This is a genomic window from Blautia sp. OF03-13 (assembly GCF_003460685.1).
Taxonomy (GTDB): domain Bacteria; phylum Bacillota; class Clostridia; order Lachnospirales; family Lachnospiraceae; genus Fusicatenibacter; species Fusicatenibacter saccharivorans.
Genome location: NZ_QTVR01000019.1, coordinates 1 through 23,331, shown reverse-complemented (window position 1 = coordinate 23,331; position 23,331 = coordinate 1). Strand labels below are relative to the sequence as shown.

Genomic DNA, 23,331 nt, shown 5'->3' with positions numbered 1-23,331 from the left:
CTCTCTTTTATACTTCTTCGGGAACCGGATCCCGTTTTGCACCTGCCATGTAGAGACCGAGTTCTTCGACAGAAACGGCTTTCGGATCCAGCTGGCCGACCAGCTCTCCTTCGTACATAACAAGAATACGGTCGGAAACATCCATAACCTCATCCAGTTCCAGAGAAACCAGAAGAACGGCTTTTCCCTTGTCGCGCTGTGCAACGAGCTGGCTGTGAATGTATTCGATGGCTCCGACATCAAGACCACGGGTAGGCTGTACCGCAACGAGAAGATCAGGATCTTTATCGATCTCACGCGCGATGATTGCTTTCTGCTGGTTTCCGCCGGACATGCTGCGGGTGATGGTCACAGGACCCTGGCCGCTGCGGACATCGTACTGCTCGATCAGGCGCTCGGCATATTCGCGCACGGCTTTTGATTTGATAAAGCCGAAGGATTCAAATTCCGGCTGCCAGTAACGCTGCAGCACCATGTTCTGCTCGATGGAGTAATCCAGCACGAGGCCGTGTTTATGGCGGTCCTCCGGGATGTGGCTCATGCCCATCTTGGAGCGGCCGCGGATGGAAGCTTTCGTGATGTCCTGTCCGTTGAACAGAATTTTACCGCCGGATACTTTTTCCAGTCCCGTGAGGCCCTGAACGAACTCGGACTGGCCGTTTCCATCGATACCTGCGATGCAGACAATCTCGCCTTTTCTTACATTAAAGGAAACATCTTTGACGGCGTTGTTTCCGTGCACCTTGCTCGGTACGGTCATGTGCTCTACTTTCAGAACGGTGTCGCCCGGTTTTGACGGCTTTTTGTTGACGGAGAAGCTGACGTTTCTTCCGACCATCATGCGGGAGAGCTCTTCTTTGGAAGTTTCGCTGATGTTGACGGTTCCGATGTATTTTCCTTTGCGGAGAATCGTACAGCGGTCGGCAACTTCCATGATCTCGTTGAGTTTATGGGTGATGAAGAGGATGGATTTTCCTTCTTTTGCGAGGTTCTTCATGATCTTCATCAGCTCGTCGATTTCCTGCGGCGTCAGAACCGCGGTCGGCTCGTCGAAGATCAGGACTTCGTTGTCACGGTAGAGCATTTTCAGAATTTCGGTACGCTGCTGCATACCGACGGTGATATCTGAGATCAGAGCGTCCGGATCGACCATCAGACCGTATTTTTCGCTCAGCTCCATGACTTTTGCACGGGCATTCTTTTTCTCGAGGAAAAGGCCTTTGGTCGGCTCTACGCCGAGGATGATGTTGTCGAGAACCGAGAAACATTCGACCAGCTTAAAGTGCTGGTGAACCATACCGATGTTGAGATCATTGGCGTCGTTCGGCGTGTTGATATGGACTTCCTGCCCATTCTTCTTGATGATTCCGGAGGTAGGCTGATACAGACCAAAAAGAATACTCATCAGGGTTGATTTTCCTGCACCGTTTTCTCCAAGCAGAGCATGGATTTCTCCTTTTTTGAGCTGTAATGTAATGTTGTCGTTCGCCTTGATACCCGGGAATTCTTTGGTGATGTTCAACATCTCAATAATGTACTCATTTTCCATATACATATTCCCTTTCAAGCGTGGTTTTGCAGGACTGCCGAAGGCATGGAAAACAGGGCAGAACTGCGGGCTTTCATTATGTCTAGTATAGCATTTTGTGTGACAGAAAAAAAGGGGAAGAGAAATAATATTCTCTTCCCCAAAAGGCATATTGTTACAGAAACAGTATGCACATTAGCTGATGTAATCAACGGTTACGTGAGAGCCTACTTCCGGCTGATTTTCTGTATCGCTGGAGATTTCGATGGAACCATCGCGGATACCAGCCAGTACAGTTTCATACTGATCCTGTGTGAAGGTTGTGAATCCCCAGGATTCGGAATCGGTAGGAAGGCCGATGTAATCTCCGTCTTTCAGTCCAAGCTGCTGAGCAGTTCCGCCAAGTTCAGAGAAGTTTCCGTTGAAGTAGGAATCCAGAGCGTTGTTGATGGCGCTTGGAAGACCTTTCATAGCGGAAGTCAGGCAGCGCTCGCCGATTTTGGAACGCTGGTCAACGTCTACACCAATAACTTTTCCGTCGTGTGTCTCAGCTGCATCCAGAGCAGATGTCCAGATACCGCCGCCGCAGGCGAATACAACCTGTGTTCCGTCTGCATACCAGCCCTCCATACGGGCGGTGATGGAGTCATCGCCGTAGAACTGGCCGCCATAGTAATATTTTACGTTTACATCTACGCCGTCTTCTTCAGCAGCAGCGTTGATACCCTGTACATAACCGTAACCGAAACGGATAACGGCCGGAACAGCGATACCGCCGAGGAAACCAAGACTTGTGTAGCCGTCTTTTACTGCAGCGTATCCAGCCAGGTAGCCGGCCTGCTCTTCTTCGAAGGAGCAGATGTACACGTTCTTTCCGAGATCAACAGCTTTGCCGTTTTTTACAATATCACCTTCGGTAACATCGACTGCGATGAAGGTTACATCCGGATAGGTGTCCTGCTCTTCAGCGATGGCAGGTCCGAACAGGTAACCTGGCATTACAACAACGGTAGCACCCTCGGAAACAGCAAGATCGATGGAGTTGATACGCTCTTCATCGGTATCCTCTGCCGGTTTGTAGTACTCGTACTCTACGCCGTTTGCATCGCCGTAGGCGCATACCGTTTCCCAGGTGATCTGGTTGAAGGATTCGTCGGTGATATCTCCGGAGTCTGTGATCATGGCAATTTTCTCACCTGCGGCGTCTTTTTTTTCTCCATCTGTGGAAGCAGAAGCGGAAGTTGCGCTGGTGGAATCGGCGCCTGTGGATGCGTCGGAGGAAGAGGAGCCGTTGGAGGAACCGCATCCTGCGAGTGCAGCAGTTGTCATGGCGGCTGCAAGCAGTAAGCTAACTACCTTCTTTTTCATAATAGTATTCTCCTTTCAAGAGGTACAGCGTTTTTGCGTGTATGGCTACATTATAATATAAAAGAAAAAAGTATGTCAAGCAAAGGAAAAACTGCGTGAAATCCACTAATTATCTGCATGCGAGCCGGAAATTCTTCGGATAATGGCGTTGGATCTTGCATAAATTTCTTCCGGGTCAAAGCCGATATGGAATTCGCCGTTTTCGTAGAGGATTTGACCGTTTACCATGGTAAGCTTTACGTTCTGTTTGCTGCCGCTGTAAACGAGGTTTTTGATCAGATTATTCTCCGGCTGCATGTTCGGCTGATGGAGGTCAATCATGACGAGATCGGCCTTTTTGCCGGCAGCGAGACGGTCGCAGTCAGTAAGCTGCATCGCGTGTGCGCCGCCTGCGGTTGCCATGTAGAGTATCGCATCAGCCGGGATTCCTGCGGCGTCCATCTCACGGACTTTGGAAAGACCGGTGGTCAGGAACATTTCGCGGAACATGTCGAGGCAGTTGTTGCTGGCTGGCCCGTCAGTGCCGATGGCGAGGTTGATGCCGTTATCGTAAAAACGCTTCAGCGGGCAGATGCCGGAGGCGAGCTTCAGGTTTGAGGAGGGATTGGTAACGGCCGTCAGTTTCCGGTCACGGAAGATCTCAAAATCGCGGTCCTCCATCCAGATGCAGTGGTAGCCGCCGCCTCCGTACTGGAACATGCCTAAGCGTTCCATCAGCTGTGTCGGGGTGAGTCCCCAGCGCTCTTTACAGCCCTCGACTTCGCTTTTTGTTTCGGCGTTGTGTGTCCAGACAGGGGAATGGTATTTTTCGGCGAGTTTGGCAACGGATTCAAGAAGCGGGCCGCCGGTCGTATATTCGGCGTGGAAACCGAGCAGATACGAGGTGCGGTCGGAGAGTTTGTTGACATAGTTATACATCTCTTCGAGAATTTCCGGGCTGTCGACGAAGTTGTTGAGACCGCTGGTAAGAACGGTGCGGAATCCGGTGTCGACCGTGGCAGCGATGCTGTTTTTCTGCTGGATGTACATGTCGAAATTGGAGGTGATGCCGCTCGTCAGATATTCCATGATGCCGAGGATATTGAGCCAGTAACGTCGTCCCCGGCGAGCTTTGCCTCGTTCGGGAAGACCTGGCGCTCGAGCCATTCGTGGAGCGGGAGATCGTCCGCGTAGGAGCGGAGGAAGGTCATCGGTGTGTGTGTGTGTGCGTTTTTAAAGCCTGGGATCAGGAGATTGCCGCGGGCGTCAATTTCGCGGTCGAAGACAGGGGTCTCTGCGGCATCTGGATCTGCTTTTCTACCAGGTCCGATATAGGTGATGGTGTCGCCGGTGACATGAAGTTCGTCTTCGGCGATGGAAAAATGGTTTTCAGCGTCGAGTACGAGAATTTTGGCGTTGTAAAAACGTGTATTCAAAAAAGATCTCTCCTTTATTTTACGTGCTGTTTACAGTGTCTTTGCGATGCCCTGAATCGTTGCGGCAACGAGTTTTTTGAACTGCGGTGCAACCATGTCAGCTGCCTCCTGAACTTCCGCATGGCACAGAGGCTGCGGGGAGATGCCGGCGGCAAGATTGGTAATGCAGGAAATACCGATGACGCGCATGTCCATATGGCGTGCAGCGATGGCTTCGCAGGCGGTGCTCATGCCGACCGCGTCTGCGCCGAGGGTGCGGCACATGGCGATTTCCTGCGGGGACTCGTACTGCGGGCCGGTGAGCTGCAGATAAACGCCTTCCATCAGGTCGATATCAAGGCAGGCTGCGGCTTTCCGTGCGATTTTCTGGAATTCAAGGTCGTAGATCTGGCTCATATCCGGGAAACGGGTGCCGAGCTCGTCGATGTTCGGCCCGATAAGCGGAGATGGAACGAAGCAGGCGATCTGGCCGTTTAACAGCATCAGAGAGCCTGGTTTTGTGCCCTGTTTGATGCCGCCGGCGGCGTTGGTTAAGAACAGTGCTTTTGCGCCCATCAGCTTCATGAGGCGGGTCGGGAGAACGACGTCGGTCATCGGATAGCCTTCATAATAATGAACGCGGCCCTGCATGCAGACAACCGGCACATCGCCGACGTAGCCGAAGATAAAACGGCCCGCGTGGCCCGGAACAGTGGAAACCGGGAAGCCTTCGATATCGTGGTAATCGAGGGTTGCGGTAACGCGGATATCATTCGCAAAATCACCGAGGCCGGAACCGAGAATCAGTGCGACTTCCGGCTGGAAATCGATCTGGGAGCGGAAGCTCTCGTAGCATTTCATCAGTTTTTCGTAAACAGGGTTTGGGGTGTTGCTCATAGGAAAAACCTCCTTAATATAAATGATTTTCTGCTTTTTGAGTCTTTTTTCGGCTATTTTTAGGGAAGAAAAGCCTGCCACAGAGATGTGAGTCCCGGAGGCAGGCTTTTCTTTTAGAAAAAAGATCATCTGGTAGTTCTATTGTAGTATAGAAAGCGCGGAAAAGCAATGATTTCAGTCATCAAAAATATTCAGATGCTGTTTCATGATATTTCCCAGCCATTCAATGACCGGGCCGAGGGTAATAACCATCAGCACGGTAACAATGCCGAGTTTTCCGCCGAGCAGAACGGCGATCGCGGTGACAACGAAGTCGTAGACGATGCGGATCACACGGAACGAAACGTTCGGCAGGTGGGTGGAGATAATGAAGGATACTGCGTCGTACGGTGCAGTTCCCATATCAACATCCATATAGAAGGATGCGGCAAGGATAAACAGGATCAGCGCCGGGATCAGCACGGCGATTCGCACACCCATCGAGGTGAAGAGGTCTGCCGGAAGGACTTTCGCCCAGATCCAGGAGAAAAAGTCGATGGAATATCCCACGAGAAACATGTTTGCGAGGGTTCCGAAGCCTAAGTTTCTGCCGCCGAAAATGATAACGAAGATGAGCAGGACGGTATTGAAGAGCGCCTGCCAGTTTCCGATGCTGATGCCGAGGCGGGTGGAGATGGTCTGGTTTAACAAGGTACACGGATCGGTGCCGAGATCGACGAGAAGCAGCCATGAGAGCGCAAAGCCCATCAGGATGACGGCAGCGATGACCAGAATCAGGCGGGTCCAGAAATGTTTCTTCTGGTAGAAGCCCTGGATGATTTCTTTCATAGTATGAGTTCCTCCCTGTGATTTATGCTTGGCTTTTCACCTTTTCGGGCGGATTTTCTACGCATTTTCTTCGAAATTTTTCGATCGTCTTTCCAACACGTTTTTCGCCCTTCTTTCCAGAAAAATCTCCGCCGTTTTTTTCGGCGGAGATTTGACCGTTTCTGTTATTTTAGTATATTTTTTCCAAAATGTAAACTATTTTCTTTTGATGATGTCAACTTAATGTTCACAAAATGATGAATAATAAATGAACATAAATTAACACAAAACATAAAATTGAAAAAACACGTTCATTAACAAATTAACGAAATGAACATGTAAGCTGAATGAAATTTGTGCATTTTACAATGTGTCCACGCGAGACGGACAGAGTCTTGAAAAGAACTACAATATACGGATATACGAATTAACGCCATAAACAGAAACCAAAGTTATAGAACCAGCTCCACGTTTTTACCGAAGACTTCGCGGTATAACTGTTCGCGTTCCGCGGTGATCAGCCGCCCGACGGAATCGGTTGGCGCACCGAGACAATCGGCGCAGGTGAGGATCTGGTAGAGAATGGCGTTGTCGTTGCCTTTATGGGTATACTCGCGCGGATAGCCGCCTTTTTCGTCGTACCAGAGATGGTGGTAGAGCGCCGCCTCGGCGTATGGTCTTGTGGAATCCCATTTGCTGAGGAGCTCATAGCCCATCTGTGGGTGGAGACGGATCAGATCAAAGAGAAAAAGTACATTGCATCATTGGAACCGTATATTGGAGATATTCTACTGGTTGGAATTAATTATGATAAAAAGACCAAAAAGAATGAATGCCTGATAGAAAAGGCGTAAATGAATAAAAAAGCAAGGCAGCATACCACAGGAAATCCTGAGGCATGCTGCCCTATTGCCAGGCATATCAATAATTGGTTCAAAAAGGATACGTTAGAATACCACTACCAGAAGCATCTTATACTGCTCTTTGCCATACACTGCATGCGGATGTTTTGCCGGCATGACGATGGATTCGCCTTCGTGGAGTTCGTATTTTACGCCGTCGATGGTGATTTCACCGGTTCCGTCGAGGCAGGTGACGAAGGCGTCGCCGCCGGACTCGTGGGTGCTGATTTCTTCGCCTTTGTCGAAGGCAAATAAGGTGATGCTGACGGATTCATTCTGTACCAGTGTTTTGCTGACGATCTGGCCTTCCTGGTAGGAAACCTGATCTTTTAAGACCATAACCTTGGCTTTATTGATATTTTTCATGATGCTCATAGTTCATAAATCTCCGTGATAGAATGAGAACGTGTCTGAAAAAATTCCCAGGCACGTTCTAAAATGTGTGATTAAGATGAGATGACTCATCGGTGTCGGGCGTGTATAGAAATGGAATCTGAGGTCCGTTTTCTGATATGCCCAAATTCAAAGATATTTTTGTCTGAACATATACAGTATACGTGGAAAAATGAAAGAAAGCAAGGGGTTTTCTTTATTTCCCGAAAAACAATTCCATATCGTTTTCAACGGTATCGATTCCGGCGATGCCGAAGTTTTCAACAAGAAGAGCTGCAACATTCGGGCTTAAAAATGCCGGAAGTGTCGGGCCGAGGTGGATGTTCTTGACACCGAGCGACAGCAGTGCCAGAAGAACAATCACAGCTTTCTGCTCGTACCAGGAAATATTGTAGATGATCGGCAGATCGTTGATATCGTCGAGGCCGAAGACCTCCTTTAATTTCAGTGCAATCACGGCAAGAGAGTAGGAATCATTGCACTGGCCGGCATCGAGGACGCGCGGAATGCCGTTGATGTCGCCGAGGTTCAGCTTGTTGTATTTGTATTTTGCACAGCCGGCGGTCAGAATCACGGTGTCTTTCGGCAGTGCCTGTGCAAAATCAGAGTAATAGCTGCGGCTCTTTGCACGGCCGTCACATCCAGCCATGACAACGAATTTTTTGATCGCGCCGGATTTCACGGCATCGACGATCTGGTCTGCCAGGGCGAGTACCTGTGCATGGGCGAAGCTCCGACAATGGTTCCCTGCTCGAGTTCCGTCGGCGGTGCGCAGTGCTTTGCCTGTTCGATGAGCAGAGAGAAATCTTTTGTCTCACCGATGACGCCGTCGATGTGCGGGCATCCCGGATAACGAACCGCTCCGGTTGTGTAAATACGGTTTTTGTAGCTGTCCTTCGGCGGCACGATACAGTTCGTCGTCATCAGAATCGGGCCGTTGAAGGCTTCAAATTCTTCTTTCTGTTTCCACCAGGCGTTACCATAATTTCCCTTAAAATGTTCATATTTTTTGAACGCCGGATAGTAGTGTGCAGGCAGCATTTCGGAGTGGGTGTAAACATCGATGCCGGTGTTCACGGTCTGCTCGAGCAGCATCTCGAGGTCGCGCAGATCATGGCCGGAGACGAGAATACCCGGCGGGTGCCGACACTGAGATCGACGGTGGTGATCTCCGGATTGCCGTAAGCGGAAGTATTGGCCTCATCGAGCAGTGCCATTCCCTGCACGCCGTAGGAGCCGGTCTCGAGTGCGAGAGCCGTCAGTTCCTCTGCAGAGAGGGAATCGTCGAGCGTTGCGGCGAGAGCACGCTGCAGGAAGGCATCGATTTCCTCGTTTTCTTTTAAGAGAACATTGGCATGGCTGGTGTACGCGGCAAGTCCTTTCAGACCGTAGGTGATGAGCTCGCGTAAAGAGCGGATGTCCTCATTTTCCGTGGAAAGTACGCCGACGGTTACTGCTTTTGCGGCAAACTCATCGGTTGTGCCGTTCCAGAGGGCGGCTTCCGGCAGAGCGGAGCAGTCGGCAAGCTGAGCGAGAAGCGCTTTGGTCTCAAGCGTTGCCTCAATTCGTGCGCGGATCGTATCATCATCAAAGTTCACGTTTGTGATGGTCGTAAACAGGTTTTCGGTGATGAGATGATTGACGCTGGCATCGACGGTTTTTCCTTCGCGGCGGAGCTGTGTCGTCACGGCGGAAAGTCCTTTCGTCGTCCAGATCAGCAGATCCTGCAGCGCCGCTGTCTCCGGGCGCTTTCCACAGACACCGGATTTTGTACAGCCGGAGCAGCCGGCAGTTTCCTGACACTGGTAGCAAAACATATTCTGTTCCATAAAAATAGTTCCTCCTGTAGGGTATTTCCGAGGGGTTAAGCGCAGAGGGAAAAACAGATCTGCGCGGAGTTTCATAATTTACACGTACAGAATATCGGATATAACAGGAAAAGTATGTGGTTATAACCACGGAAAATACTTTTTGTGTATATTCGTTTATGAAAAATAAGCATTTGAAACGATGAAACGGTAAAAAATTTACGCTGCGGTACCGCCTAGAGAGACGGATGACGCAGCGTAAATTTGTTTTTATGAAATTCGAGGATTCCCTCTTTCTGCATTTTTCCGAGTTCTTTGGAGAGGGCGCTCCGGTCGAGGTTCAGGTAGTCGGCGAGGCCCTGGCGGTCGAAGGGGATCGTAAAGGTGTCGGCGCCGGTTTTGGCAGACTGCGCGGCGAGGTAGACCAGCACGCGCTCGCGGATCGTCTTTGGTGTAGTGCAGAAAATGCGTTTGGAGAGGGTAAGATTTTTCTGCATGGAGATGCGGAGCATGTTACTGCGAAGCTGGGACAGCCATGCATCATCACCATCGGCGGTCTGGTCGAGGTTTCGAAGATTGAAAAAGAGAACCGTCGAGGCTTCGGCTGCCGTGACATTCACCATCATCGGCTCCCGACAGAAGGCATACGTTTCGGCAAATACCTGGCCGGGGGTGATCTTGCTTAAGATACTGCGGTTGCCCCAGAGATCCGTATTCTCCACGAAAACGCTGCCGGACAGCACAATCCCCAGTTCGGACACGCGGTCACCCATGTGATAAATGGTCTGGTTTTTCTCAAACGAACACGTCCGCAGCCACCCGCTCGAAACAAGAGCCGTCCGCCCGGTTTCCGAGATGCCATGAAAGAGCGGGAGAGAAAACACCTCGGCCGGAAAAACAGCATCAGCCAATGATTTCATACTGCAGCATCTCGTATTTCAAAATACTGCCCTCCATAATTTCCGGCGGCAGCAGTGCGCGGGCAACCAGTTTCATTTCATTGTCCTCCGGTTCGATGTCATTGCGGCGTAAATGCGCGTAATCACCATCGATGGCGACTACTTCGTAGGTGCAGGATAACATAAGAAAACAACCTCCTTTTTCTTTACATGATACCTATTATACCGTGTGCAGAAACGGATGTCGATGGAATTTTTAATGCCGGAAACAAAAGTCTATCCGATGCATTACTTGGAAGAAATGGTGGTGACGAATTCTGCATTCTTTTACCAAATTGTACCTTTGCAGAAGCAGCTATACAGCTGCAGAAATTCACCAAACTTCCTAAATCATTCTCATACCGTGGTAAGGAACATGCATTTTATATTTCTCTAGGATATGCAGAATATCCAACATTTGCATCCAATCGTTCACAGCTCATGCGCTTCGCAGATGCCGCTCTTTATGAAATAAAACTTCATGGAAAAAATGGATGTATGGTCTACAGAGAAGGACTTCGGTCAGGTGCCCGCAAACAACTTGGATTCGCATTCAAGGATATCTCTGAACATCTTCCAGGTGCATTCATCATATACAGAGCTGACAAAGAAGATGATGAACTATTTTTGCAAATGATGAATTTCTTCATATGTCCGGATATAAAAATATAGATGAACTGTTCAGACTTACTGAGAAAAGTTTTCGCAACTTGATTCGTGAAGCTGAACAGCAACAGATAGAATCGAGTATCTGGGAACAGATTGACAACGTCAATGAAAATGACTATATTCACTTTCATCTTCGAAAAGCTGACGGAACTTATTTTTCTGTTCTTGATCATGGAAGAATTGTAGAGAGTCCGCAATACGGGAAAGTATTTTATGTATTGTTCATGGATTGGGAAGATATGCATATTCGTTACAATGATAAATTCGCAAGATAAAATATTGCAAAAAACAGAGCGTATGATCTATTTTCATATAATGTTTATGTCGGCAAGCTCTATCAAAAGGAAATCGACTTTGTTGCGCAGAGAAGCAACGAGAAGTTTTATATTCAAATCAGCGACAACATTTCCGGGCAGTAAACATTTGAGAGAGAATGCTTTCCTCGGCTTCAGATTCGAGATGCTTATCCGAAAATGATTATTGCTAGAACCAAACATCCCCAATATAGCTATGAAGGAATCGTAATTTACGATATAGCCGATTGGTTACTACAAGAATAAGCAAGGCGAAATATCTCCAGCATTCTCTTTTGAAATGATGGAGATATTTTTATTATGACGGAGATTGCAGATGAATTCAGACAAAGCATCCTACGAAAAGAGTTTTATATGGATGTACTGAACTGTGATCCGATGTCTTTTGACAAGAAATGCGAACTGACAAACCCAAGCAAAAGCTTTTTCACTGTAGCTGATCCGTTCTCTGTGAAGATTAGAATAACATCTTTTTTCTGACATTTCTTTATCCTCTTTTCTTTGAAATATGAAAGAAAAATTAGCCCTTCATATAACGAAACGCTCAGAGCATGTTTTACAGTGGTCAAAAGCAAATTTTTTTACTTTTTTTCTTACGAGTTTTCTTGCGAGTTTTTTTAATGCAACTCGTAACATTAGATTTTTACATTTTTCATGAAATTAAGTAAAGAAAAAGAGCATATGGAATTGAATCCATACACTCTATGATTACTGGAACTTTATTTCATTTTTAATTCAACAAACTTCGGATTGTGACATCATTTCTTTCACTAATTCATAATCACTTTTCCAGTATTGATTGGAAATAAAATAATGTGCTTTCAGATTTGTCTTTAACCATATGTCAGTGACTCTATCGATATCTCTGTTCAGCAACTTTCTAATCATAACAAATATTCTCCACAACAACATCCTTTATGCTTTTCTCTTTATCTATTCTATCACAAGCTCACCATTAATCATCATTTTTTTGATATTTTTTCTTTTCCCCCACTGTAAAACAGCCTCTGAGCGTTTCGTTATATAGAGGGATACGAATAAGAGCAAGATCCACCCATGTTTAACGGTATTGCCATTTGGCCTCCCGTCAACCTATGGATTTTATCTTGATGGGGATCTCCCCATACCCTCTCAATAACAGACGTTTCACTTGTCTGTTGGTTCCACCTAAAGGTGTTCACAGCACTATTTCTAATATCGGAAGGGACAGCCGATATTGAAATACGTGGACTCCCGGTGGGAGGAATAGTCTCAGCGCAAGGAGGAGTATGAGAACAAAAAACAAAGATAAAGAACTGAATCACAGACATTTTATAGGATTCTCCTAAATATTTTTCTAGTCATTGCAATATAAAATTGCTTATACAGTCTCTCCCTTAAGAGTCCTGGTATTCTGGATAATATACAGAGCGACCGATATGACCATCATTATAGCGCACAAACCAATCAACAGATCTGATACCATCGGTGTAATGTGGAACCATATAATATGCACCGCTGCAGTTCCATATAATAAAAAGGTTACTATCTTTCCATGCCAGTCTGCACCATGTACTTTTCCTGTCTTTCGTATCACAAGACATCCACTGACTACCATATACAGCTCCTTACCTGCCATTATTACGATTAAAAGAAGCACATGCGGAAAACGAGTAAACAGACAGATTAACATCGCTGCCTGTGTCAGCTTATCAGCCACCGGATCAAGTATTTTTCCTAAATTACTAATCCTATGGAATCTTCTTGCGATATATCCATCAGCAAGATCCGTAAGCCCAGACAGCAATAAGATTTCACCAGCTAACAGAGGATTTTTCTTTACACAATAACTCCATATAATTACCGGAATCAGACAAAGCCGAAAAAAAGAAAGAAGATTAGGAACCGTAATAATTCTATTCAAATTTTCTTCCTGATTCACTTCACTCTGCATGTACGGTCACCTTACTTTCCTTTTTTTTAGACATAAACCAATAAAATATAACACAAAATGCTAAAGCAAACACAACACCAAAAACATTTTGAATCACTCTAAGACTAACCGCTCCTTGTAGTCCATAAGTCTCTGTAGCAATGGCTAAAGCACCAAATGTGTTAAATACTGCCTGCCAGCCATATTGTGCTGAAAATCCTACACCGATTCCACCAAGAATTCCTATATATGCATAGATTGACGAAGGAAGCAGAAAATATAATACTGTAAAACATATAACACCTGCAATATTTCCGACAATCCTTTTACGGACTCTGTAGTGCATATCTTCCATAAACGGCAAAATCGTGGACATGGCCGCAATACCAGCCCACATTGCACGTGGCATATTACAAAGTTCTGCAATGCAAAGGACAATCGGTACGCATAAAATCTGACATATCTGCCATTTTGTTCTGGAAGAAGTGATATCAAATTCTTGTATCAGATCTTTCAGATTTCTTTTATAGGTTCTGTTTTTATGATTTCGATAAAATACGAAGCAGGTAAGTGCTGCACCTAAAGCCATTCCGACTAATCGCATCTGATAGCTTTTTCCCGTAACATCATAACCATATAGCAGTAGATACCCAAGAACCAATGTAGATTGATTAAACATGAATGGATTATGGCATCCGAACAGAATCAACACAGCCAGTGCCGCAATATTTAACAGCATTCCCAATACCGGTGAAAACTGATTTGCTAAATGCGGACATACAGTCATAATTACAAAGAACAAAGCCAAAAGCATCGTAGATTGTCCGGTGTGGATCCCCAGATCCGCATTTCTAAACACCATGAGACATAATAAGACTACTACACCTACAATGCTGTTCTCATTTCCAAATAGGATACTGAAAATACTAACAAAGCAAAAACAAAATGCCATTGTAGCAGCTATCTTCACCAGATATACCCACATATGATATGATTTTTCTTTTAGTGTTTCACTCTTTTTCAACAGGTTTTTAGAACCTGCCTGATTTAACTGCAACTCCTGATAAAATGTCATGTAATTCCTCCTCTATCTGTTTTTCTTAAACTTATATGGCCTTATCTTTCTGTATTGGAAGCTCTACAACAAATCTGCATCCACCATATTCACGGTTTTCTGCTTTGATTGTTCCTCCGGCACTATCTACAATCCGTTTTACAAGTGCAAGACCTAGGCCATTTCCTTCTGCTTTATGAGATCCATCTACCTGATAGAACTTGTCAAATATTCTGGATTTTACATCATCCTCTATTCCTGGTCCTTCATCTTCCAGAATGAACTTAACAGAATCCTGTTCTTGTTTCAGAAACATCGTAATTGTCCCCTTTGAAGGGCTGAACTTAATCGCATTATCCAAAAGATTTATCCAGATATGCATAAAAAGTCCTTCATTCCCAGTATATTTAACTTCCTCCAATTCTACCTGAAAACCAATTTCTTTTTCTGTCCATTTTGTTTCCAATGAAAGAAATGCCTGGCGGATCTGTTCATCCAGACGATATTCTGTTTTTTTCATTGGTATATTCTGATTCTCTAACTTGGATAACAGCAAAATATTACCAACCAATCCGGAAAGTCTTTGGGTGTTAAATAAGATTTTTTCTACATATTCCTCTTGATCCGGAGACAGTTCTTCTCCCTGAAGCAGCATTGTATATCCTTCAATGGCATTAATCGGGGTCTTAAACTCATGAGAAACATCAGATACAAAATCCATCTGCAGCACCTCTGTTGCACGAAGTTCTTTTGTCATAACGTTAAAACTTTGATAAGATTCTCCGACTTCTGCTATACGGCTGTTCGTTTCCAAATGCTGTTCAAAATCTCCCTGAGAAACTTCCTTCATTGCTTTACTAAGTCTGGTAATTGGTTCCAGTAACTTTGCATTAATAAAGGAAGTGATCAGCCCGGCAATCAATGTATTGAAAATCAAAAGCCAGCCAAGCACAGATATGCTGCCCGGCAGATTAAAAAAATGATTCAAAAAAGCAAATAATAAAGCAGATATGACTGTTGAAAATACAAGTGCCAGCCAGATTGCACCAGTCAGACAGGATCGGATCCGCAATCCTTTTTCTTTCTTTTGTTCCATTATTTTTTCACCACCTTGTATCCAATTCCACGCATTGTTACGATTTCAAAATCAGGGTTATCTTTAAAACGCTCTCTGATTCTTCCTATATGTACCTCTATCGTATGTGGGTCTGCCTCCGTCTCGTATCCCCATACTTCATCCATCAACTGTTGTTTTGTAAATGTTCTGCCTGGCGAAGCTGCAAGCTTATATAAAAGCAGGAATTCTTTTTTAGGCAAAACAAGACTTTCCTTATCAGTTGTAACCGTCATTGCATCATAATCAAACTCTGTTGAACCGATCACAATTTTGTGTTCATTCAGTATCTGTGCACGGCGAAGCAGTGCTCCAACTCTTAAAACCATTTCATTCACATTTACCGGTTTTACCATATAATCGTCACTTCCCGAAAGAAATCCCTGGCGCATATCATCAAAGGAACCTTTCGCAGTGATCATAAGTACCGGTATCTGATATCCTGCTGAACGGAGTTCCGACACCAGTTCATAACCATCCATAACCGGCATCATAATATCGGAAATGATCAGATCAATATACTCTTTATCCAATATTTCTAATGCCAGTGCTCCATCCGATGCACTTTTGACCTGATATCCATTCTTCTCAAGCACTTTTTGGAATAGCTGGCTTAATTCTTTATCATCTTCTACAATCAATATTTGAAACACGTTTTCCTTCCTCCTTATTAAAACAGATACCTTGCCCATCCAAGCAGATGCTGTACCAAAAATATTTTTCTCTGACGTTTCTTTGTTAATTCGATTGGCTCTACATGATATGGATCACGATAGGTTCCATCTTCCAATACCTGTCGGGACACTCTTTCATATTCCATCATGCCTTCTTCCAACTGTTTATTAATCTCTTTGCTACGTATTACAAGCATCAGTTCCGTATCCAGATACGTGCTTCTCATATCCATGTTAAAGGAACCGATTACGGATAGATCATCATCAATCAGGATGCTTTTTCCGTGGTAAGAATAGCCGCCTTCATACTCCCAGATATCAATTCCTGTATTTAAAATTCTGTTTCTGTTTCTCGCATAATCAGCAGAACCAAACGGATTTCCATTGTTGGCAACCGAATTGGTCATGATAGAAAAATCCGGAACTCTCTCCGCAATCTCTTTCCATGTATTATACATCATATCATTGCAAATAATATATGGTGTATGAATTTTCACGCGCTCTTTTGCATTTTTCATTAGTTCTCCCAGTTGATACCAGACTACTGGTTCCTTGGAACCTGTGTGGATAGGATTTGACACTAATGCAATCTTTTCTGTCTCAAAAGTTTCGTCCGTGTAATCGGTATCGCAGATTCTTTCCTTATTCTCTTCAAAATATTTCTGATAGCCGTTCTGCAGCTCTAAAACTGCGTTCTTTACAGATTTTCTATTTGCCAGTTTTTTATTGTCATGAAAATAACCACTGTCTTCTTGTTCCCATATCGTTTCAAAATACTCTAACAACTGGTTAACTGAATTTTCTTTCTCAGGTTCATCGCAAACCACTAACACGTCTCTGTCATAGTTCTTATGTCCCGGAAAATCACCCAGGAAATAATTGTATGTATTTCTTCCCCCAAGAATATATCTCTTTCCATCTGCAATCAAATATTTATCATGCATTCTACCCATCATTTTCCACGGTTTCAACGGATTGGCCTTATTATATAGTTTAATTTCAACATTCTCATGGGAAGATAATCCATAGAAATACGGATTTCCTTCCATATCAATCCAGCTCTCCATTCCATCTACTAACAGACGAATATGTACACCCCTGTCTGCCGCATCATGCAGTGCTCCTAAAATCAATTTTCCACTTTCATCGGATTGAAATGCAAAAGTAGAAAGAATAATTTCCTTTTTTGCATTCTTGATCAAACGCACTCTTTGTAAAAGCGCTTCTGGATTCTTTTCTATGATTACTGCCCGTTCTGTATTTTCACTGCATTCGTTCCATGACCCATTTTTTGTTTCTTTTTTGGTTGTATTGGACACTTCCGGCTGCTTTTTATATGCAACGCGGATTCCGAGCAATTCATAAAAAGCCACACATAAAAAAACTGCCAGTATAACAAGAAGGATTTTACATATTTTATACTTTTTCATTGTACATCACCTGATTCCTTTTTATTTCATACTTATACAATACAAAGTCAATCTCAATTTAACCTCAACAAGGTTTGTTTTTTCATCCATGCAAAATCTTCTTTGTACAACAGACTGTTAGATATAGCAAAAACGGCCTTTCAAAAACAGTTAACTTCTAAATCAACTGTTTTTTGAAAGGTCGTTTCATCAGATTCTTATAGCAATCCAGCAAATAATCTCATAAATAATTGTCCCAGTCGCAAATATGCACTTCGTCCGGTTTGATATTGGTCTGTCACATCACGACATTCTCCCATCGTTCTTATCAGATCATTTTTTATTTCCACAACTGCCTGACAATCTGCCATAAAACAGCCGTTTTCAAAATGGTGATATAAACTTCGATAATCCAGATTAATTGTTCCACAAGTTGCCATACAGTCATCTGCCACACTCATTTTTGCATGACAGAAACCAGGAGTCCACTCATAAACACGAACACCATGTTTAACCAATCCATGATAAAAAGAACGAGTTATATTATAAATGAATTTTTTATCAGGGATACCAGGTGTGATAATTCTTACGTCTACCCCTCGCTTAGCAGCCAGACATAACGCATGCGTCATTTCATCTGTTATGATTAGATATGGAGTCATAAACCAACAATATTTTTCAGCTTTATTTATCATACTGATATAAACTTCTTCTCCTACTTGCTCATTATCCATAGGGCTGTCTGCATAAGGTTGAACAAACCCAGTTTGCTGTGCCGCATAATCATAGTGGAAAAGGTATTTACTAAAATCAGAATCATTAGCATCCTTATCACTTACTGCATTCCACATTTCCAAAAATGTCACCGTAAGCGACTGAACAGCATCTCCTTCTAAACGAATACCTGTATCTTTCCACTGTCCGTACGGGTGTGTGTAATTAAAATATTCATTTGCGAGATTATATCCACCTGTAAATCCGACTTTTCCATCAATAACTGTTATTTTTCTATGATCACGGTTGTTCAAAAACAGATTTAAACCTGGCATAAACGGATTGAATACACGGCAATGAATTCCTATTCGCTCCATTTTTTTCACAAAATCTGTATTAATAAAGCCTATAGAACCCATATCATCATAGAATACTCTAACTTCCACACCTGCTTTTACTCGCTCTTCCAGAACATCTTGAATCTTATGCCATGCTTCAGCGTCTTCTATCGCATGATATTCCATGAAGATAAATTTCTGTGCTTTCTTCAAATCCTTAAGCTGTGCCTCTAATCCTGTCACTGCTTCATCAAAATACACAATATCTGTATTCTGATAGATTGGATACTGCGAATTTCTTTGTATGTAACTTGCGATATTTCCTGCTTTCGGAATCGTTTCTTTTATTCTACTCAAACACTCCTGATTGTCAGGAAGCATTGGTAACAATTTGCTATCAATTTCTGCATATCGCTCACGCATTTTATGTGTGCCACCATTCAAACCAATCAACAAATACAGGCCTACACCCATAATTGGGAAGATTAGAATTAAGATGACCCAAGGCATTTTCATAGAAGAGGTCTTATCTGATGCGTACAATCCCAAAACCAAGATTCCACTCAAAATCCTTGTAAATAAATTTATAATTTCTGCATATTCATTCAAGCGTGTTACGATAGTAATAATAAAAATTACTTCCAGAAGAATGCAGACTATGGAAAAACACAGCCGTTTTACCCCATTTTTTGTTTTTGCTTTGCCCTCTAAAGTATCTTGCTTCATATATATTCCACCTTCCTACTTGCTCAGTTTTCTGCCTAAATTTCATGAAACATACCAATTTTGTCTTTTATTCTCTGCATTTCATTATCCGCTTCAATGATAGCTCTTGCAGAATGAAGTAATTCTTCACTTATCTCATCATAACCAGGCATTTCTTCAATTCCTTTTTTATAGCGAAGTTGATGTTCCAATGTTGCCCAGAAATCCATACCATTGGTTCGAATCTGTAATTCTACACGCATAGGTGTTTTACCCTTAGCAAAAAATACTGGTATTTCAACAATCATATGATAGCTTCGATAACCATTCGATTTTGGATTTTTTATATAATCTTTTATTTCAATAACTTTAATATCATCCTGTTGGGTAATCAAATCTGATATCATATAAATATCGTCAATAAACGCACAAACTATTCGAACGCCTGCTACATCATTGAGATATGTCTGTATATTTTCTGTTGTAAATTCATATCCCATCTTCTGCAGTTTATCGTAAATACTATTGGGCTTCTTAATTCTTGTTTTTATAAAAGAAATAGGATTTCGATTGTTCTCAACTGAAAATTCATCATCCAAAACCTCAAGTTTAGTTTGTATCTCCCGAATAGCACAACGATACATCATCATTAAATTATAAAATTTTGTAGCATTATTTAAAAACTGTAGTGATTCCGGACTGTTCATCTTGAGTTTTTTTACTTCATCTTTTGTCATGGAACTTTCCTTTCTACCTCATCCCTGATTTCAAAACATTATTTATTTTGATAGTTGATTCGTTCTCCTTGAATTACTGGATAACAAATCATTTTATCACTATCCAGATTTTCTACATGCATATCTACTGCACTGATCTGATGGTTTTCATAAGTATTGTAATAATAAATACCTTTTGTAACATTACAACACGACGTATACAATGTGATTTCATATTTTCCATCCGCTACTTCGCAACATCCTCGTTGCTGATCCACAGATCCGAGAATGTGGAAGAATTGGCTAACGCTTTCTTCCTCTGATTCACCTGAAATTGCATTTACCTTTGTAAAAGCTACACGTACAAAGCGTCTGTTCTACATAATCTACGGAACAGTCTCGTTTGTACGGATAAAAAAATAAACTGAGCCACAGCTGTTCCAACATGAAATCAGCCGTGGCCTTATTTATATCATTTCACTCTTTTTTGAAATAGAACAACACCACAGCAACAACTCAAATCGACTTAAAATTCCAGACTATTCGCATTCAGCAAGAAATACTTCATTCCCATGATGACAAAACCTTCATCATTTCTCCAAGGCTTTTTGCTACCATTTACAATGACGATCTTCTTGAAAGAGTCCGGGATATTACGCAGAGAATTGAACTCCTGCGTCTGTTTTTCTTCCGAAGTCATGTCATATGCAACCTGGATATAGTATCTCTGGTTTCCTTGATTCACCACAAAGTCAACCTCCAACTGCTTGCGAACACGTTTGCCCTCTTTATCCTTATCGAAGATATCCACGACACCCACATCAACATTGTAGCCATGGATCAGCAGCTCGTTATAAACAATGTTCTCCATGATATGAGTAGGCTCCTGCTGCCTGAAATTCAGACGTGCATTTCTCAGTCCCAGATCAGTAAAGTAGTATTTCAGATTTGCACCGATATACTTTCTGCCCTTAATATCGTATCGGCTTGCCTTGGAAATCAAAAAGGCATCTGTCAAATGGTCGATATGCTTGGAGATGGTTTTATTAGCATAAGTCATCTGGCGCTCACTGGCAAAGGTATTGGCAATCTTTGAAGGGTTGGTCGGTGCGCCGATTGCAGATGCAAGCACATCAACCAGAATCCCAATCTCATCCACGTTCTGAATCTTATTTCTTTCAATAACATCCTTCAGATAGACATTTGCAAAGATGTTCTTCAGATAGTCCGCTTTCTGTCGTTCGCTCTGGAAACTTACGATCTGCGGCAATCCTCCGTAGATCATGTAGTCATCCCAGGCATCATCATAATCGCCGTCATAGACAGAATAAAACTCTGCAAAGGAGAGAGGGTAGATTCTAATCTCATCACCTCTGCCACGGAATTCGGTCACAATGTCGCTGGACAGGAACTTGGAATTACTTCCGGTGACATACACATCAATATTGCTCATGCGGAGCAGGCTGTTCAGCACTTCCTCAAATCGTGGCATGAACTGCACTTCATCCAAAAGGAGATAATACTTCCCGTCGTCTTTCATGGCATCCTTGATGTACTTGAAGCATACCTTGGGATCTCTTAATTCCTCGTTCTCAATACCATCCAATGCAATTTCAATAATATGATCAACATCAACGCCGTTCTCCAGTAAGTATCTCTTAAAGATGGTAAACAGCAAAAAGGATTTGCCACATCTACGAATGCCGGTAATCACCTTTATCATTCCATTATCTTTTCGCTCGATCAGCTGCTGTAGGTAAGCGTCTCTTTTAATCTCCATCGTTACACTCCCCATTTCTGTGCATCTACACACTTTTTAGTAATGAGATTCTATCACAGAACGACCTGAATTTCAATATGTATTCCCATTTTATGTGCATCTACACACTTTTATGTAATGTTGATAAATATATTTTCAGATTTTTTTGATTGCAGTGTCTATAATCGATTACTCCAATCGTTATTATAGGTAGACAACAAAAAGAAGATGGTTCCGATGTTTCATTAAATATGTTCGTTAGTCTTTTACGCAAAGGATTCTATCTCCTCTGCGCCCTAATGCTTTTCGGATTCAGTTTAACAAACTGGATTTTACCAATTTTCGGAGATTAAGGTTTCCGGATGTGAAAAAACTAATTTAATATTCTTCTTGGAATTCAGCAACAACATCAATGTACCTTGTTCTTTTGTCTCCATTTGCGTTGTCATGACCAATGAACGATATGGTTTGAAGCCACATTTTGTCTGAACTCGTTTTGATTGTTCATTGAAATCATAGTAACCACAAATCAGAAAATCATAATCCAATTCGCCAAATAAATAATCTTTAACTGCATTTACGGCTTCGGGCATAAGTCCTTTTCCCCAATAATCTTTACTCAAAACATATCCTAATTCTCTGCCGTAATAATCCTTAAATTCTGTCAAAGCATCTTCTAACCCATATTTTTCTATGCCAACAGTACCGATTACTTTATTGTTTTTCTTTAAGCAGATTGCAAATACTTTATCCTCACTGATAAAGGAATTCATAATACTTTGAGATTCAGCAATATTTTCATGATGTTTCCATCCTGCCATCTCCCCAACACCTTCGACAGATGCATACTCATAGAAATCCTCCAAATCTGTTTGTTTGAATGATCTAAGAATGAGCCTTTTTGTTTCTATTACTTTTCCGTCTATTCTGAAGTCAGCATTCATATTTTTACGCTCCTCATAACGTCTAATTCCCACAACTTCCGATTTCTATTTTTGTTTCCATAGCATAGTGTACTCTTTTTCACCAGTATCTTCATCCAAACCTTCACATTGAATAATGAATCCTTCTCTTTGGTAAAAAGAAATTGCTCTGGCATTCTTCTGATATACACTTAATCGTAAGCTGACTTTTTTATCCTTAATATAATCCAATAAAAGCTTACCTATGCCACATGACTGCATTTCATCAGAGACAAAAATACCTTCGATATATTCATCATTTAGTCCTACAAATCCTTGTATCATTTTATCTGCTTCAAACACATAGACTTCGGATTGTGACAGCATTTCTTTTACTAATTCATAATTACTTTTCCAGTATTGATTGGAAATAAAATAATGTGCTTTCAGATTTGTCTTTAACCATATGTCAGCGACTCTATCGATATCTCCGTTCAGCAACTTTCTAATCATAACAAATATTCTCCACAACTACATCCTTTATGCTTTTCTCTTTTTTCCATTCTATCACAAGTTCACCATTAATTATCAATTTTTTGATATTTTTTCTTTTCCCTCACTGTAAAACAGCCTCTGAGCGTTTCGTTATATAGAGGGATACAAATAAGAGCAAGATCCACCCATGTTTAACGGTATTGCCATTTTGCCTCCCGTCAACCTATGGGTTTTATCTTGATGGGGATCTCCCCATACCCTCTCAATAACAGACGTTTCACTTGTTTGGTTCAGTCATCTTGACTCCTTTCCTCCAGGATTCAGGAAATAAAAAATGCCTGCCTGGAACTTTTATAGATAGTAAAGTTCCAAACAGACATTGCTGTTTGACCATTAGCTGTAGCTAATAGAATTGAAAACTGCGCGTCGCATTCTCGTTACTTTAGTGATGAGTTAGACGCGCAATTTTTTTAATATAAAACAGAACAAATGTTTGATATATTATTATGGATATGGTAAAA

The 23,331-nt window shown here is 42.7% G+C and carries 20 protein-coding genes and 5 pseudogenes; 4 read left to right on the top strand and 21 right to left on the bottom strand.

Annotated elements, in window-relative coordinates; genetic code table 11:
• Positions 1-7: 7 nt before the first annotated feature.
• From DXA55_RS13365 to DXA55_RS13345, 5 genes and pseudogenes are all read right to left on the bottom strand, one after another.
• Entirely contained in the window at positions 8-1,555 is a 1,548-nt protein-coding gene (locus DXA55_RS13365; protein ID WP_442857665.1) for an ABC transporter ATP-binding protein, read from the bottom strand.
• A gap of 168 nt (positions 1,556-1,723) precedes the next feature.
• A complete protein-coding gene (locus DXA55_RS13360; RefSeq protein ID WP_117814428.1) occupies positions 1,724-2,896 on the bottom strand; it encodes a BMP family lipoprotein in 1,173 nt (390 codons plus the stop codon).
• 105 nt (positions 2,897-3,001) lie between these two features.
• Positions 3,002-4,311: pseudogene (locus DXA55_RS13355) on the bottom strand (amidohydrolase family protein).
• Positions 4,312-4,341: 30 nt separating this feature from the next.
• Positions 4,342-5,187: a purine-nucleoside phosphorylase gene (locus DXA55_RS13350; RefSeq protein ID WP_117814427.1), complete on the bottom strand. Its 846-nt coding sequence runs from the start codon at positions 5,185-5,187 to the stop codon at positions 4,342-4,344.
• Positions 5,188-5,361: 174 nt separating this feature from the next.
• Positions 5,362-6,015, bottom strand: coding sequence for a YczE/YyaS/YitT family protein (locus DXA55_RS13345; RefSeq protein WP_022461580.1), 654 nt, complete (start codon positions 6,013-6,015; stop codon positions 5,362-5,364).
• A 581-nt stretch (positions 6,016-6,596) separates the two neighbouring features.
• Between DXA55_RS13345 and DXA55_RS17350 the strand changes: the two genes are divergently transcribed.
• Positions 6,597-6,848 (top strand): hypothetical protein, encoded by a 252-nt coding sequence (locus tag DXA55_RS17350; RefSeq protein WP_118697722.1) that lies wholly within the window; start codon positions 6,597-6,599, stop codon positions 6,846-6,848.
• 93 nt (positions 6,849-6,941) lie between these two features.
• Here the strand turns inward: DXA55_RS17350 and DXA55_RS13335 are convergent, their stop codons facing one another.
• From DXA55_RS13335 to DXA55_RS13320, 4 genes and pseudogenes are all read right to left on the bottom strand, one after another.
• Positions 6,942-7,271, bottom strand: coding sequence for a cupin domain-containing protein (locus DXA55_RS13335; RefSeq protein WP_022462474.1), 330 nt, complete (start codon positions 7,269-7,271; stop codon positions 6,942-6,944).
• 214 nt (positions 7,272-7,485) lie between these two features.
• Positions 7,486-9,118, bottom strand: a pseudogene (hcp, locus tag DXA55_RS19370) (hydroxylamine reductase).
• Between the two features lie 215 nt (positions 9,119-9,333).
• Positions 9,334-10,017: a Crp/Fnr family transcriptional regulator gene (locus tag DXA55_RS13325; protein ID WP_117510613.1), complete on the bottom strand. Its 684-nt coding sequence runs from the start codon at positions 10,015-10,017 to the stop codon at positions 9,334-9,336.
• On the bottom strand, positions 10,001-10,180 hold the full coding sequence (locus DXA55_RS13320) for a hypothetical protein (protein ID WP_055225919.1): 180 nt from the start codon (positions 10,178-10,180) through the stop codon (positions 10,001-10,003). The genes DXA55_RS13325 and DXA55_RS13320 overlap by 17 nt, the downstream gene beginning before the upstream one ends.
• 26 nt (positions 10,181-10,206) lie before the next feature.
• Between DXA55_RS13320 and DXA55_RS13315 the strand changes: the two genes are divergently transcribed.
• From DXA55_RS13315 to DXA55_RS13310, 3 genes and pseudogenes are all read left to right on the top strand, one after another.
• On the top strand, positions 10,207-10,707 hold the full coding sequence (locus DXA55_RS13315; protein ID WP_199605831.1) for a GGDEF domain-containing protein: 501 nt from the start codon (positions 10,207-10,209) through the stop codon (positions 10,705-10,707).
• Complete coding sequence (locus DXA55_RS17345) at positions 10,686-10,979, top strand: PAS domain S-box protein (RefSeq protein ID WP_199605822.1); 294 nt, start codon at positions 10,686-10,688, stop codon at positions 10,977-10,979. Before DXA55_RS13315 ends, DXA55_RS17345 begins: the two co-directional genes overlap by 22 nt.
• 36 nt (positions 10,980-11,015) lie before the next feature.
• Positions 11,016-11,264, top strand: a pseudogene (locus DXA55_RS13310) (ATPase); the annotation flags it as partial.
• Positions 11,265-11,759: 495 nt separating this feature from the next.
• On the opposite strand, the pseudogene DXA55_RS19365 reads toward DXA55_RS13310, so the two are convergent.
• From DXA55_RS19365 to DXA55_RS13245, 12 genes and pseudogenes are all read right to left on the bottom strand, one after another.
• Positions 11,760-11,906, bottom strand: a pseudogene (locus DXA55_RS19365) (GNAT family N-acetyltransferase); the annotation flags it as partial.
• A 472-nt stretch (positions 11,907-12,378) separates the two neighbouring features.
• Entirely contained in the window at positions 12,379-12,951 is a 573-nt protein-coding gene (locus tag DXA55_RS13295) for a CDP-alcohol phosphatidyltransferase family protein (protein ID WP_005335451.1), read from the bottom strand.
• Positions 12,941-14,005 (bottom strand): FUSC family protein, encoded by a 1,065-nt coding sequence (locus DXA55_RS13290; RefSeq protein ID WP_117814423.1) that lies wholly within the window; start codon positions 14,003-14,005, stop codon positions 12,941-12,943. The genes DXA55_RS13295 and DXA55_RS13290 overlap by 11 nt, the downstream gene beginning before the upstream one ends.
• Positions 14,006-14,036: 31 nt before the next feature.
• Positions 14,037-15,080, bottom strand: a complete 1,044-nt coding sequence (locus DXA55_RS13285; protein WP_055225915.1) for a sensor histidine kinase — start codon at positions 15,078-15,080, stop codon at positions 14,037-14,039.
• Positions 15,080-15,790, bottom strand: a complete 711-nt coding sequence (locus DXA55_RS13280; RefSeq protein WP_044024695.1) for a response regulator transcription factor — start codon at positions 15,788-15,790, stop codon at positions 15,080-15,082. Before DXA55_RS13280 ends, DXA55_RS13285 begins: the two co-directional genes overlap by 1 nt.
• Positions 15,769-17,202 (bottom strand): phospholipase D family protein, encoded by a 1,434-nt coding sequence (locus tag DXA55_RS13275; protein WP_117814422.1) that lies wholly within the window; start codon positions 17,200-17,202, stop codon positions 15,769-15,771. Before DXA55_RS13275 ends, DXA55_RS13280 begins: the two co-directional genes overlap by 22 nt.
• 197 nt (positions 17,203-17,399) lie before the next feature.
• On the bottom strand, positions 17,400-18,959 hold the full coding sequence (cls, locus tag DXA55_RS13270) for a cardiolipin synthase (RefSeq protein ID WP_117814421.1): 1,560 nt from the start codon (positions 18,957-18,959) through the stop codon (positions 17,400-17,402).
• A 35-nt stretch (positions 18,960-18,994) separates the two neighbouring features.
• Entirely contained in the window at positions 18,995-19,675 is a 681-nt protein-coding gene (locus DXA55_RS13265) for a GTP pyrophosphokinase (protein ID WP_055221206.1), read from the bottom strand.
• Between the two features lie 38 nt (positions 19,676-19,713).
• A pseudogene (locus DXA55_RS13260) lies at positions 19,714-20,025 on the bottom strand (linear amide C-N hydrolase); the annotation flags it as partial.
• A 155-nt stretch (positions 20,026-20,180) separates the two neighbouring features.
• Positions 20,181-21,434 (bottom strand): ATP-binding protein, encoded by a 1,254-nt coding sequence (locus tag DXA55_RS13255; protein WP_055221204.1) that lies wholly within the window; start codon positions 21,432-21,434, stop codon positions 20,181-20,183.
• 311 nt (positions 21,435-21,745) lie between these two features.
• Positions 21,746-22,357 carry a GNAT family N-acetyltransferase gene (locus DXA55_RS13250; RefSeq protein ID WP_055221231.1) on the bottom strand — a complete coding sequence of 204 codons (612 nt, stop codon included), beginning with the start codon at positions 22,355-22,357 and terminating at the stop codon, positions 21,746-21,748.
• Between the two features lie 45 nt (positions 22,358-22,402).
• Positions 22,403-22,828 (bottom strand): GNAT family N-acetyltransferase, encoded by a 426-nt coding sequence (locus DXA55_RS13245; protein WP_117814420.1) that lies wholly within the window; start codon positions 22,826-22,828, stop codon positions 22,403-22,405.
• Positions 22,829-23,331 lie beyond the last annotated feature (503 nt).